Consider the following 14,147-nt stretch of genomic DNA (forward strand, 5'->3'; position numbering starts at 1 on the left):
ATCTAACTGTCAACATGGGGTATGCGTTTAATTTTAATTTTTAGCTCGTTGTTCTTGGTTCAGTGTACAAGCCCTTCTATCAAAAATTTTCCAGCGGTGCGTACTACGGCTGGAAGTAATTTGGTTTTAGATAAAAGCGGATATCTTTATGATCCCTTAGATACTTCATGTGATGGATATCCTAGGGTGCAGGTGGAAACAATGCCTGGTACATGTTTGGGCTTGGTGCTGCCACGAGAACGCGCCTTAGACCGGGCAACTGATAAAGGATTTATTAAACCTCGCACGATTGTGCAAATTCCTGGGACACCGAATTTTTTAGTGGTGGATATGGGCGGATGGTCCCCTAAAAACGGTCGGTTGTTTTTGTTAAAAAAATCAGCAAAAGGTCCCTATGAAATTCAGTTGTTAAAAGCACAACTTGAAACGCCCCATGGTTTGGCTTTAGGGCCGGATAAATACTTTTACATCGGCGAGCGTACCCAGATTTCAAAATTCCAATTAAATGCAAATTTGCAACCCGCGGACTGGCAGCTCGTGATTGGGAACCTAGTGCGAAAAGAAGGGTACATGCATCCCTTATCTCAATTCGTTTTTGATCCCCGGAATGGCGATCTTTATATTAACTCCGGGTCACCCAGTGATCATTGCGTAGTTCAAGGAACGGGCGCATATAAAACTTGTCCCGAGGATTCTGCCCAAGGTAATGGCGCCATTTATCGCATTCCAGCTCAGCTTCTAAAAAAAGTTCCGCCAGGGGGGATCAAGTATTTTGAAGTGTCTGCTTTAGGTCTTAGGAATTCCATGGCCATGGCTGTTTCCGATGCAGGTGTTTTAGTGCAAGGTGAAAATAGCCGCGACTTCCCTGAACTTGATGAACCCTATGAAGAAATGAACGTCATTCATTTAGATCAGCATCGTGGTTTCCACTACGGTTGGCCCTACTGCTATGATTTTCATGCGACTTCGCCAGAATGGTTGTTTCCTGAAAACAAAGATCTTCCTTTGCATAAGCAATTCACTAAACCCGTTGATTGTAATTTAAAAAATCCTTCAACCGTGGGGGAATATCAAGCACCTTGGTTGTTGATGCCCCCGCATGTGGCGCCTTTACATATGGCCTACTATAAAGGGTCCTTGTTTAAAGACCTTTTTGGCGGTCGGTTGATCGTTAGCTGGCATGGTTATCAACCCGCAGGGCAAAGACTTGTGGCTTATTCCGTTGATGAAAAAGGTTTACCCTTAGAGCAGAAGTCAGCAACGTCATCGACATATAATTTCAATGTCGCTGGAGCATGTCCGGTGAAGAAACCTTTCCAACCCCATGGCGGGATGGATCGTCACGGGGAATATTTAGAAATCATTTCGAAATGGAATGAAGTCAAAGGCGTTCGACCTAAAGGGGCGCCGGTGGGATTTACCGAAGCGGAAGATGGATCTATCTGGATTGTTGAAGATCGCGAAAGTCGCACGATCTTACGTTTGGCCAGAAGTCAAAAAGCGAATTACAAAGAAAGTTGTGACTCAAGAGCAGATGCCGTGGATCCCCAAGTGCAATTGTTAGCATGGCGATCCATCGTGCGCAGTCAGCCGGCTTTAGAGCAAGGCTATAAAGAAGTGGTTTCTGAAGTTATTCAAAAAAACTGCATGGGTTGTCACGGCAATGTGCAAAGTAACGACATCGTTCAAGATCGTTTTAGCACTTTGGATTTCTTAGTTAAGAATGAATGGGTTGTGCCTAAAAACCTAGAGCATAGTAAACTTTATGGCTCCATCGCACGCATAGAGGGTTACACTCCAATGCCTCCAGCAGATAAACCCCAGTTTTTCGGAACAGCGGAAGGGGTGCGTTTAAATAAGATTGTTGAAAAGTGGCTGAACCTGTTGCCAGCAAATATTGAAAGTATCCACAGCAGATTTACCTTAAAAGAAAAACGCAATGTTCGCCAGGTTCCGGGTACCCAAGGGAAAGTATGTGGTCAGCTATTATCTGGTGATATTATTTCAATTGATCCGCGTGCGAATGCAACAGTGACTAAAGACGGCTACACCTGGTATCGAGTTTATCTAGTGCCTTCCCACAGTCGATTATTTAAAGACGAGTGCCGTTGGCCAGAAGATGGCGTTTTCTATATCGCGAAGTAAGATTTAAACGTTAGTCTCAGGGGGACGTTCGTCGTCGGTCATAACTTTAGGTTGTGTCTTATGCAGATCCGATACGTCCCTGGCCGTTGCATAAATGCTGTGACCCACGGGCGCGGCAATCCAACTTAGCCAAATCACTTTGCCATCTTTGGCGATGTAGCGATTTTCAAAATGGATCACAGGTTCCCCTGTTGCAAGTTTGTTCGCTTCTATGCGAGTCGATTCAAGATCGTCCGGATGGATAAAGTTAAAGAAAGTTTTTGAAGTCAGTTCAAACGCTGAATATCCTAGCAATCTTTCAAATGCCGGATTTACTTTTGTAAAGTTGCCATTCATGTCAGCTAAGACATGCAGATCCAGTGAAAATTCAAAAAATTTGTCCAGTTCATTTTCAGCGCGCTGTCTGCGAGTGCTATCGCGGTAGACTACGTAAGCTGCGATATTCATTAAAACTAAAACCAAAGTTCCACCGGCAGTTACGATTGAAAAGGTGCGGGTGCTAAGGCGGTTTGATTCTTCCATACGCGCAGCAAGTATATTTTCTTCGGTTTGTAACATGCCCGCAAACAGGGTCTGAATTTTATGCTCATGGCTTTTAAAAATTTTCACGTTTTCAGCAGTAAAGATGTCACCTTCTTTTTTCTGTGACACGTGTTTGACTACGGAATCCAATTGACCAATTCGCACATATAGAACTGTTTCTAATTCTCGCAACTGTGCAATTTGTTGTGGGTTACTTTTAATTAATTCCTCTAAGCGGCGAATGTTAGTAGATAGCTTTCTTTTTTCTGCCTGGTATTCGTCAAGAAAAGCCGATTGGTGAGTAATGTAATAACCGCGAGTATGGGTTTGTGCATTGGAGATGTTTAAGGCCAGTCGTTCTATTTCCCGTTGGATATGATAAGAGGAAACAATCCCGTGGGAGCTTTCTAAAAGCTTTTTTGTACTACGGTCTGAACTTATAGTGATGAACGCAACCAGCAAACTCGCTATTAAGAACCCCACATAAAATCGAACACGTATAATAGGTTTTTTCACCTAAATAGACTTTTATTATTTGGTACCAATAGCAAGCTGGTTTTAGGCGAGCTGTATTTGTGCAGAGAAATTAATTACTTAGCGAATGTGGGTCGTTGGGTTTTAGTTTAGTTGCGTTGCCAGACTATAAATCTGTGTTGAAAGTCTTGACCCTCCAATGATTGGAGGGTTTAGGATAGTCTTATAGGAAGGCCAGTATGAATACAAACGAACATAACCACCACAATCACGGAAGCCAGGAACACTCTAAGGAACTTCATTTAGAAATCGAAGGAATGAACTGTGCCTCTTGTGTTAATAAAGTTCAAAAGGCGCTAAAATCTGTCGACGGCGTAGAAGACGTTGCTGTCAATCTTGCCACTGAAAAAGCTAAAGTCACTTTTAAAGGGCATGGACCTGGGCATAAAGATCTGTCTGAGGCCGTTAAAAAAGCGGGCTATTCAGTAAAGTTTAAAAATGAAGATCGTCATACAGAAAATCACATGCACCATGGCGAAGTGCCAGGTGAAGACAAACAAAAAAGTTTGCGCCGTCAGGGACTAAAAGTTCTTATTGCTTTTGGCCTAGTGGCGCCCTTGGTTTTGCCTATGATTTTGCAACCCTTCGGAATTTCGTTTCATTGGTCACCGTTTGTTCAATTTATATTGGCAGCACCAATTCAATTTTGGTTAGGCGCAAGATTTTACGGAACGGGCCTAAAAGCTATTAAGAATTTTTCCGGCAACATGGATTTGTTAGTTGCTTTGGGAACTTCTGCAGCGTTTGGTCTAAGTCTTTATATATGGTTGTTCTCAGGAAGCGAACACGTCGCGGAAAAACTTTATTTTGAAGCTGCGGCGGTCATCGTCACTTTAGTCCTTTTCGGGAAATATTTAGAAGCTAAAGCAAAACTGCAAACTTCTGAAGCCATTCGTGCCCTACAATCGATTCGGCCGGAAACGGCGCGAATTAAAACGGCTGAAGAAGAAAAAGAAATACCAATTAACGCAGTTAAAGTGGGCGATGTCGTCATCGTCCGGCCTGGGGAAAAAATCCCCACAGATGGAACAGTCCTTCACGGAAACAGTGAAGTCGATGAGTCATTGTTAACAGGTGAAAGTCTGCCTGTTGCTAAAACACCTGACAGTAAAGTTATTGGTGGGTCTATAAACTCCTTTGGGGTGTTGCATGTTAAAACCACGGCCATTGGCGCAGAAAGTACTTTGGAAAGAATCGTTCGTTTGGTTGAAAATGCCCAAGCCGCAAAAGCCCCGGTAGAGCGACTTGTTGATAAAGTAAGCGCTGTCTTTGTGCCGGTAGTGATGCTTTTAGCTTTAATTACTATTCTTGCTTGGGGACTCTCTACGGGGAATTGGGAGCAAGCCATTATTAATGGTGTTGCTGTCCTAGTAATAGCATGTCCGTGTGCTTTGGGGCTTGCAACTCCCGCCGCCATTATTGTGGGTACGGGCGTGGCCGCTAAGGTGGGTATCTTAATCAAGGATGCGGAGGCTTTAGAGATTGCTCACTCAGTAACTAAAATTGCTTTTGATAAAACGGGTACGTTGACTGAAGGAAAGCCTCAAGTCAGCAATTTCGTTAGTGTTGAGGGTAGTGACAGTGCCGTGTTTGCTCAGTTAGCAAGTGTGCAATCAGGAAGTGAACATCCTTTGGCTAAAGTGACTTTAGCTTGGGCGAAAAATCATGGAATAAAATATGAACCTGCGCAAAACATCAAAGCAATTCCAGGCAAAGGTTTAGAAGGTGTCGTGAATGGTGAAAACATCATTGTAGGAACTTTCAAATTAATGGCAGAACGAAATATTGATTTAGGTTCGTTACAGCAGCGTTTTGAACAGCGAATGAATGAAGGCGAAACTGTATCGTTTATCGCCAATACCAGCAGCGGAAAAATTTTAGGTATGATTTCTTTCAGCGATCAACCTAAAGCTGAAAGTAAAGAAAGTATCGCGAAGCTTCATGAGCTTAACATCAAAACCATGATGGTAACCGGAGATAACGAAGGAAGTGCTTTAAAAGTAGCAAAAGCTCTTGGTATTGATGAAGTTAAAGCCCAAGTCTTGCCTGGTGAAAAAGCCCAGGTGGTGGAAAGTTTAAAAGTCCAAGGCGAAAGAGTGGCTATGGTGGGGGACGGTGTTAATGATGCTCCGGCGCTTGCTGCGGCCCATGTTGGAATCGCCATGGCTACTGGAACTGACGTAGCCATGCACACTGCGGGAATTACTTTGATGCGAGGTAATCCATTACTGATTGCTGATGCCATCGAGATTTCACGAAGAACCTATAGCAAAATTAAACAGAACTTATTCTGGGCCTTTATTTATAATATTATTGGAATTCCATTGGCGGCGGCCGGATATTTAAGTCCAGTGCTTGCGGGTGCAGCCATGGCCTTTAGCAGCGTGAGTGTTATCTCAAATGCATTATTATTGCGTCGATGGAAACCAGCCAGTCAGAAAAGGGTGGAAAAATAAGATGAAACAAATGAGTATCGGCGATGCCGCCAAAATTTCTGGAGTCAGCGACAAATTGATTCGACATTATGAATCCATAGGCATCATACCTAAAGCGCAAAGAAGTGAATCAGGTTATAGAATTTATTCTGAAAACGATGTTCATATCCTATCATTCGTAAAAAGATCACGAACCCTCGGATTTTCTATGAAGGAAATAAAGAAGCTGGTTAGTCTATGGCGCAATAAAAACCGCGCCAGTGGAGAAGTAAAAGCTCTGGCTACGAAGCATATCGAAGAAATGGAACAGAAAATTAAAGAGCTTGAGGAAATGGTTAAGACCCTCAAGCATTTAGCGCGTCACTGTCACGGTGATGGCCGCCCCGACTGTCCAATTTTAGATGATTTAGCGGGACACTAGTTGACCTTCCAAATATGGGAAGGTTTATCGTGGTACTAAGAGGATATATGGAATCTAAGAATTTAAAACTGTTTTCACTTATTGCAGCGTTCACAGCTTTCTTGTTATTAAGCACTGTTCACGCAAAAACTGTTCGCTATGAGCTGGTTATTGAAAATAAAAAAGTAAATATCACTGGCAAGGAAGTGGACTTTTCTTTGACGGTGAACGGCGGTATTCCCGCGCCGACTTTAGAATTCACGGAAGGTGACGATGCTGAAATCACGGTTCACAATAAACTTTCTGACGAAGAAGTGTCCTTGCATTGGCATGGTATCTTGCTTCCGCCTGAAGAAGACGGTGTTGCTTATGTAAATACTCCGCCCATCTTTCCGGGTAAGTCCCATACCTTTAAATTTCGCTTAAGACAAAGTGGTACGTATTGGTATCACTCCCACACCATGGTGCAGGAACAAAAGGGTGTCTATGGTGGTCTAATCATTCACCCGAAAAAGCCAACGGTTAAGGCTGATAAAGAGGCCGTTTTAGTTTTAAGTGATTGGTCCGATGAAGATGCGGATCAGATTATTAAGAATTTGCGCAAAGACGGTGACTATTATCTTTATAAGAAAAATTCCATTCGTTCTATCGTCGGTGCTGCAAAAGCCGGCGAGCTGAAAACTTATTTTAAAAATGAGTGGGACCGCATGGGTGGCATGGACTTATCGGATGTAGGTTATGATGCCTTTCTTATTAATGGTAAAAAGAATCTGCAATTAATTGAAGCGCACCCGGGTGAAACCATTCGCCTGCGTATCATTAATGCAGCGGCTTCCAGCTATTTCTATGTTTCGCTAGCGGGTTTACCGATGAAAGTTATTTCAGCGGACGGGTTGGATATTGCGCCCATTCATACGAATGAAATTTTGATGGGCATGGCAGAAACCTATGACGTTCTTTTCACCGTACCTGAACATAAGAATTATGAATTGCGTGCGACAGTTCAAGACGTGACTGGGTATGCTTCTGCTTGGATTGGAATGGGAGAAAAAGTACATGCTAAAGACAAACCACTCCCGGACCTATATGCCCCCATGGATCATAGTGCGCATAGTGGGCACGGTGAGCATGGTAAGGTAGATCACCCAGCTCATGGTGAACATGCAAATCACAATGATCATTCAAACCATGGAACGCATCAAAATCATCAAACCGCAAAAACTGAGGAGTATCACGCTCATCATGGTCATGCGGCCCATGCTGCTGCTCCTAAAGTACAAAGTGCTGATGTCGAAACTTTGACAGTGGATGAGTTTAAATCTCCTGCGCCCACCACGCTACCAAAAGGAAAAGTTGTAGATTTAAAACTAGTACTTGGTGGCGACATGGAACGCTATGTTTGGCACATCAATGGGAAAGCCATACACGAAGATAGAAACATCATTATTAACGAAAATGATGTGGTTCGCTTTACCTTCGTGAATGATACGATGATGCATCATCCGATGCATCTGCATGGTCATTTCTTCCGCGTCTTAAACAAACACGGCGAATACTCACCACTAAAACACACGGTCGATGTTCCGCCAATGGGAACTCGTACTATCGAATTCTATGCAAATGAACCCGGTCAATGGATGCTTCATTGCCATAACTTGTACCATATGAAAACCGGTATGGCGCGAGTGGTGAAGTATATGACCTATAAGCCAAGCCCTAAGATGGCGGTTTGGGATAAGCAAGATCCTCACTTGCATGATCACTGGTATCAAGCAGGAAGCTTGCAAGCGGCGACTAATATTGTTGAAGCAAAGTATCGCCTTACCCAAACTTGGAATGAACTTACATTCAAAGCGGAAGCCCGCAAAGATGAAGAGTGGGACGGTTCAGGTGATCTATTCTATCATCGCTGGTTCAATAACTATCTAAACCTAATCGTAGGTGCTTCGGCAGTTCACCACGATTATCGTGCGGAATTGGGTGTTGGTTATTTATTGCCTATGCTTCTTGAATCCAAATTATTGGTGGACTCAAAAGGCAAGCTAAGAATTGACCTAGAAAAACGCTTCCAATGGACCAGCACTCTATTCACCGAGGCTGAATATATCTGGCGCCAGGATGAAGAGTTAGGAAATGAATATTCTGTGAATCTGATGTATGGCAAGAACTGGCATTGGGCAGCGGGACTTCGTTATACCGGTGAAAGTATTGGGGTCGGATTCCAATACCAGTTCTAGTCAGCAAAAATGTTCTTGCAAAGTCCGCGATGGGATTTCTGTGCCCACAGATCCTCCGCGATTTGGGCAAAGGACTGTTTCTTATGGGCATTGCTGGATGATAGAGCTTCTTCAAGCAATGCCTGCCACATCAAAGCTTTATCCCGTTCTGCGCGCCACTCTTCCTTAGACTTCGGGAAATAGGCTTCATTGGCTTTAGAAGCATCAAATTCTTTTTGAAAATTAAAGACCCCCAGGGATGCAACGGCTTTCCACGGTTTCACACTAAAGTTCACCTGGTCATCTACTAAAATGGTTCTTTCAGCCGTGGCTCCAGGCAAAATGCCAGCCATGGATTTCTTATATCTTTCAGAAAACCCCAAAGAAGCATCTTCAGAAACAGTGGTTAAGTTTTCCTTCGACAATACTTTGTAAGCGATGTCATAAGCGCTGCGACCCGATGGCAATTTGAAGGCTTTCAATAAAGTTTCATTGCGCGAGCGCTCGCCACCGCTAAAAAAACTAATGCGAACATCGGGACGTGAAGAAATCTTTTCAAGCACTTCACCTAAATGATCTGTGGGACGATAGGCTTTGCCTTCGACAATAATAACTTTGTCATCACCTTGATTTGGTTTGTCTGGATGAGCGGTATAAAAGGTCGTCCAATCGATATCAAAAACGATATCAATAGGTGCAGTGGGGGAGGCAAAGGCCACTGAAGCCATTGTGATCAGCAAGGCTGATATTAAGAATGAAAAACAGGCTTTGATCTTCATAGTCCTCCGCAGGTGTTTTAACTGCGAAGGAAGTGCCATTTTCTAAGTCGATCAATGCGAATTTAAGGGATTTATACAGAATTAGGCTGTTTAAGAAATAGACAGGCGGCCCGAAGGCCGCCCCAAAGAGGCTATTGCACTTTTTTATCTTTTTTCTGAGAGCGAGATTCTTTGCGTGCCTCTTTACGGTCTTGCTTTTTTTCAGCACGCATTTGCTTACGCTCTTCCTTTCTGGCTTCGCGCATTTCTTTTTTCTCTGCATGCTTTTCATGGGCTTTTTCGTCTTGGCGGTGCATGCCTGACACGGCCTGGCCGATTTCTTTCGGGGCTACACCCAGTTCTTTGGCGATTTTACCCCAACCCATTTTATCTTCAGTGCGCATCTTTAAAATTTCATCCACGGTTTTGCCAGAAGCTTTACTTAAGGCTCCGACCACAGCAAATTGCGACTCCGAGATTTTAGAATCTTTCATCGCCTGAAGCTGTTCATCAGTCAGACTGTATTTTTCTTTTAAGCGCGCTTCATAGTCCGGCTTGGTTGCTTCTTCCGTAATCTGCGTTTCTGCTGCTGTGATTTCATCCTCAGCTTTGGCAAGCAGGGGATTCGTCAAAGCTACTAGTAAGACGGAAAGAACTAATTTCTTGTTCATTTAACACTCCTTCGTTAGAAAGTGACCAACCACTTCGCTATAATTTCGTTTTCGGTATAATCTTGATAACCGCTGCGCGAGTTCTGTTTAAAAGATCGCAAACCAATACCCGCAGTATGATCTAAGGAAACGGTGTAATTGCCCTCGAAAGATAAATACAAAGCATTATACGTTTCTTTAGAAGTATCCACCAAGCTCACAGTTCTGCCATTTCGGCGAGTCACTGTGGTTTCCGTTGTTAAGTCACGGTTTAAGAAGACCGTTTGTTTTACCCCAAGCTCGCCCGTCATTGTCCAATTTCTATCAACTGCGTATTCTGCCATACCCGAAATATCGAAATACATCAGGCTGTATTCACTGGCAGATGAAATCACCAAACCACTTTCGCCATTGGCTTCTAAGTAAAGCAATGTCGTCGCATCGTAACCCAAAGTCGCACGGAAATAAGCGGTGGTGTCTAAGCGATTTAAAGAGGGGTAGTTTCGCACTTCCGCAGCCGCCGTTAAATCAAGATCCATGTTTCTTTTAAGACCCTGAGTTTTAGTCACAGCACCCGCTAAAGCATAATTAGTAAAAGAATAGTCCGTGGTCGCAGGTTCGCCATAAACATACTCTTGACCCTTAAATTCAAACTCACAGGTCTTATCACCAAGACATTTCATTTCGTCAGAAATTCCATAGGACAAAACGTCGTTGGGATTTTCATTACTATAATCCTGATATTTTAATCTCAAACCCAACACATGACCGGGCATAGTGAAGCGATTTGAAGTACCCAGAGCGAAAAAGAAATCACTCTCTTTATTTGCATCTGTCCGTTGTGCATTGTCCGTCATCCCGACTTCCAACCTATTTCGCGAACTCCATTCCGCACGTCCAAAAGAAGTTAGTCCTAGGAAGAAAACAAAGAAGACCCAAAGCTGTCGTGAATATTCCATAGAACTTATTATAGAAATGCAGATACGAATGAACAGTTGAATTCACCAGACCAGTTTTAAGAATGCCACCATGATACGCTGACACGATTAAAGACTGTGCCGTTCCGCAATTATCATTAAAATGGCAATCTTTTGGACATTTTCATTCAAACCACTTAAATGGCCTTTTTTAATGCTGCAAATAAGACTGAATGGTTTGCAGAAGAACTTTTGAATTAATAGGTTTGGTTAGATGATCAGCAAAGCCAGCAGCCAATGCCTTCGCTTTATCTTCTTTCATGGCATGGGCCGTTAAGGCCAAGATCGGTTCTTCAAAACCGCTTTTGCGAAGCTCAGACAAAGTCCCATAGCCATCAAGACCAGGCATTTGGATATCCATTAGGACAAGATCGAAGTGTTTTTGCTTTGCCAGGTTTAAAGCTTCTTCACCACTATCAACCACTGTCACATCAAGACCGGCTTTTTTCAAAATCGCCTTAATGAGTTCGCGGTTATCAGGGGCATCATCAACAGCTAGTACGCTAAAACCAGCAAAAGGATTTTGCTTTTCAACGGTCGCAGTTTCTGTCGACGTAGGTGCCGCAAGTTTGTTGGCATCTTCCGCTTCAAATGAAAATTCAAAGATACAGCCCTTATCCGGTTCACAGTGAACGATGCGAACATCGCCACCTAAAGCGTGGGCGAGATTTTTTGAAAGTGCTAAGCCTAAGCCCGTACCACCAAAGCGGCGAGTGGAGGTAACATCTGCCTGAGTAAACGGTTTAAACAATCGTTCTGCTTGCTCAGCAGTCATGCCTATACCAGTATCTTCAATTCTAAAAGTTACATTCATGCGTGCTCCAGTCACTTGTTCCGCCCGCGAAGAAATCTTCACAAGGCCTTCAGAAGTAAATTTAACCGCGTTGCCAATAAGATTTAACAAAACCTGGCGAATACGAACGGCATCGGTCACAACACTTAGGTCAGCGATTCCGTTTAGATCATATTTCAGTTGAATATTTTTTTCCGCAGCGTGATCCAAATACATGGCCACAACTTCCTGAAGCAGAATCTTAAGTCGGACCGGGGCCAACTCTGTTTGGAATTTACCAGCTTCAATTTTTGATAAATCCAAGATGTCATCAATGATACGAGTAAGCGAAACACCGTTGCGACGAACTATCTCAAGATATTTTTCTCTTTCCGAAGATTCTAGTTCTTGGGTCCCGATCATTTCAGAAAAGCCAAGAATGGCCCCAAGGGGAGTGCGAATCTCATGGGACATATTTGCAAGGAAGTTCGATTTAGCATGATTGGCATTTTCAGCAGCGTCTTTAGCGGATTGCAAAGCTCGCTCTGCCTTCACGCGGTCGGTGACATCATTAATTGCAATAACGATACCCTCGATCTGATCATTGACGTCGTAAACGGGCTGATAAACAAAATCTAGAAAAGCTGAATAGGTGACACCGTCAGCGCGACGATCATGCACCTCAAAATTTTTGCCTTCAAATGTTTTGCCGGTACGATAGATGTCATCAAGGTCAGCAAGCATGCCAATCTTTTCCATGATCGGAAAAACGTCCTTAATTCGTTGTCCGCTTACATCGGTACTGCCAAGGAAAAGTCCACGATAAAGATCATTCACCATTGAAAAACGATGTTCAGGCCCATCAAGAACCGCCATGGCAATAGGAGCTTTTTCTAAAATCATACGAAGTTTTCTGCGCTCTGCTTTCACAATTTCATTAGAGCGAGCCAAACTTTCTTCAGCCGCCCGATTGCGAAGAACCGAAGTCGTCGTATCTAGGATTGTACAAAGCATCCCCGAAATTTTTCCTTCAGCATTAAATAGCGGGGAATTTCCGTAAGTAAAATAATTCCCTTGAGGCTTCCCATCGACATCAATGTCGAACTGCACGTCAGCCTCACGAACCACACCACCAGCTTCAACCTTCGAAGCAATAGCATCTACCTGATCCCAAACCTCAGGCCAAACTTCAGAAAGCTTAGACCCAAGCGCTCGAGGATGACGATGTTTTAAAATAGGAATATAGGCATCATTATAAAAGACACGACGCTGGGGACCCCAAGTACAATACATTCCAATCGGACAACTAAAAACAAGACGTAAAGAATTGATTAAACCAATATCCCAATTTTCAATAGGACCCAACTCAGTTTGCGACCAATCAAATTTCAAAGTGGTTTGAACCATAAAACTGGTCCGAGCAAGCTCACCAAATGGATTTACCGAATAATCAAATTCCACAATAAATCTTTACAGGACCCCAACCATCTAGAAAAGCCTTTTCTAAAAAGCCCCCCACACCAACACCAGACTGCAACCCAACAATACTCTGTCAGCGAAGTCGCAAAGCGACCAGCCTCGTAGCGTCGCCTAGCGACCAGACCCCCCAAGCCCAGTCACCATTTCCTTCTCTTTTGCGAGTTCCACAGGAATGATCAACAGATACGAAGGCAAGAATCCCCATCGAACCACGAAATCAACTTAACTGAATTTGTAAACAAAGAGCGAGGACTGTCTGAAGCAAAAGAGAAGGAAATGGTGATCGCGGTACGACTCGAACGTACGACCTATTGCTTAGAAGGCAATTGCTCTATCCAGCTGAGCTACGCGACCACTGCAAGAAAGTATCTTAGAAGAGGCACAAACTAGCAAATCTAATTCAAAATTCCAAGACTGCGCGTCCGAAAAAGTTAAATTACGCAACGTGTCGTTTCTGAAGGGAGGCGCAAAGAGCGACGCCACCCAGGATCACATACCAAAGAGTCAAAATCCAAAGCAGCAATAGCGGTAAAGCGGCGAAGGAACCATAGATTTTCGAGTAATTGAAAAACCGCAAAGCCATGGCTGCATAGGTCTTATGCACTCCATACAAGGCAACATAAGCAACCAGCGCACTAATAAACGCCGCCTTCGAGTGAACCTTCACATCCGGAACAAATTTGTAAATTAAGAAAAGCGAGCCAATCAAAACAGTCGAGTTCGCAAATCCCGCCGGCAATAGTAGCACCACAAACTGAAATTGATCCAACGTCATAATACCGACGTAAATTGCTAAGAACACCGGGATCGCCAAAATCAAAGCCCATTGATAAATCAAACGCTTATAAAACGGACGGGTATTGCGCTGATTCCACACGCGATGAATACCCACTTCCATATCATGCAAAAGACGCAAAGAAGTGATGAATAAAAACACCGCGCCCGTTCCACCCATGCGACCGGCGTTGATGTTCTGTAAAAAGATGCGCATGAATTTTGTTACATCACTGCCGGCGGCCTCGCGCATGTTTCGTAGCAACAATGCTTCCACTTTGGGATAAAGAACTTCTAAGCCGCCGATGGACTGAAAAGTTGCCAGTACCACGGCTAAAAAGGGGACTAAGGCAATGGCCGTAGAAAAAGCCAAAGAAGCCGCTACCAATTGCAACTCTCCATCATTCATCTGCTGAAGAGTATCTTTGGTAACGCTTTTTAATTTTTCAAAACGAATTTTGCCGCTGAATCGCCAAGCCATGGTT

10 protein-coding genes and 1 tRNA gene are annotated in these 14,147 nt (G+C 43.6%); 4 read left to right on the plus strand and 7 right to left on the minus strand.

Annotation, left to right across the window (positions count from 1 at the left end):
• Positions 1 to 21: 21 nt before the first annotated feature.
• Positions 22 to 2,145 (plus strand): L-sorbosone dehydrogenase, encoded by a 2,124-nt coding sequence (locus MNR06_RS16340; protein ID WP_243537656.1) that lies wholly within the window; start codon positions 22 to 24, stop codon positions 2,143 to 2,145.
• A 3-nt stretch (positions 2,146 to 2,148) separates the two neighbouring features.
• Here MNR06_RS16340 and MNR06_RS16345 read toward each other — a convergent pair whose 3' ends face one another.
• Positions 2,149 to 3,183: a PAS domain S-box protein gene (locus MNR06_RS16345; protein ID WP_243537657.1), complete on the minus strand. Its 1,035-nt coding sequence runs from the start codon at positions 3,181 to 3,183 to the stop codon at positions 2,149 to 2,151.
• A 197-nt stretch (positions 3,184 to 3,380) separates the two neighbouring features.
• Between MNR06_RS16345 and MNR06_RS16350 the strand changes: the two genes are divergently transcribed.
• From MNR06_RS16350 to MNR06_RS16360, 3 genes are read left to right on the plus strand one after another with little or no spacing between them, the layout of a single operon-like run.
• Positions 3,381 to 5,657 (plus strand): heavy metal translocating P-type ATPase, encoded by a 2,277-nt coding sequence (locus MNR06_RS16350; RefSeq protein ID WP_243537659.1) that lies wholly within the window; start codon positions 3,381 to 3,383, stop codon positions 5,655 to 5,657.
• Positions 5,658 to 5,667: 10 nt separating this feature from the next.
• Positions 5,668 to 6,057, plus strand: coding sequence for a Cu(I)-responsive transcriptional regulator (gene cueR / locus MNR06_RS16355; protein WP_407933228.1), 390 nt, complete (start codon positions 5,668 to 5,670; stop codon positions 6,055 to 6,057).
• Between the two features lie 47 nt (positions 6,058 to 6,104).
• On the plus strand, positions 6,105 to 8,273 hold the full coding sequence (locus MNR06_RS16360) for a multicopper oxidase domain-containing protein (protein ID WP_243537663.1): 2,169 nt from the start codon (positions 6,105 to 6,107) through the stop codon (positions 8,271 to 8,273).
• Here MNR06_RS16360 and MNR06_RS16365 read toward each other — a convergent pair.
• The 6 genes from MNR06_RS16365 to MNR06_RS16390 form a co-directional block, all read right to left on the minus strand.
• A complete protein-coding gene (locus MNR06_RS16365; protein ID WP_243537665.1) occupies positions 8,270 to 9,031 on the minus strand; it encodes a hypothetical protein in 762 nt (253 codons plus the stop codon). The two genes, MNR06_RS16360 and MNR06_RS16365, sit on opposite strands and share 4 nt — an antisense overlap.
• 131 nt (positions 9,032 to 9,162) lie before the next feature.
• On the minus strand, positions 9,163 to 9,681 hold the full coding sequence (locus MNR06_RS16370; RefSeq protein ID WP_243537666.1) for a hypothetical protein: 519 nt from the start codon (positions 9,679 to 9,681) through the stop codon (positions 9,163 to 9,165).
• Between the two features lie 14 nt (positions 9,682 to 9,695).
• On the minus strand, positions 9,696 to 10,517 hold the full coding sequence (locus MNR06_RS16375) for a hypothetical protein (protein ID WP_243537667.1): 822 nt from the start codon (positions 10,515 to 10,517) through the stop codon (positions 9,696 to 9,698).
• A 271-nt stretch (positions 10,518 to 10,788) separates the two neighbouring features.
• Positions 10,789 to 12,870: a PAS domain-containing hybrid sensor histidine kinase/response regulator gene (locus tag MNR06_RS16380; protein ID WP_243537669.1), complete on the minus strand. Its 2,082-nt coding sequence runs from the start codon at positions 12,868 to 12,870 to the stop codon at positions 10,789 to 10,791.
• 295 nt (positions 12,871 to 13,165) lie between these two features.
• Positions 13,166 to 13,242 (minus strand) — tRNA-Arg (locus MNR06_RS16385).
• An 82-nt stretch (positions 13,243 to 13,324) separates the two neighbouring features.
• The gene (locus MNR06_RS16390) at positions 13,325 to 14,143 is read right to left on the minus strand and encodes a YihY/virulence factor BrkB family protein (protein WP_243537671.1); all 819 of its coding nucleotides are present in this window, start codon (positions 14,141 to 14,143) and stop codon (positions 13,325 to 13,327) included.
• Positions 14,144 to 14,147 lie beyond the last annotated feature (4 nt).

It is taken from the genome of Bdellovibrio reynosensis, assembly GCF_022814725.1.
GTDB classification, from domain to species: domain Bacteria; phylum Bdellovibrionota; class Bdellovibrionia; order Bdellovibrionales; family Bdellovibrionaceae; genus Bdellovibrio; species Bdellovibrio reynosensis.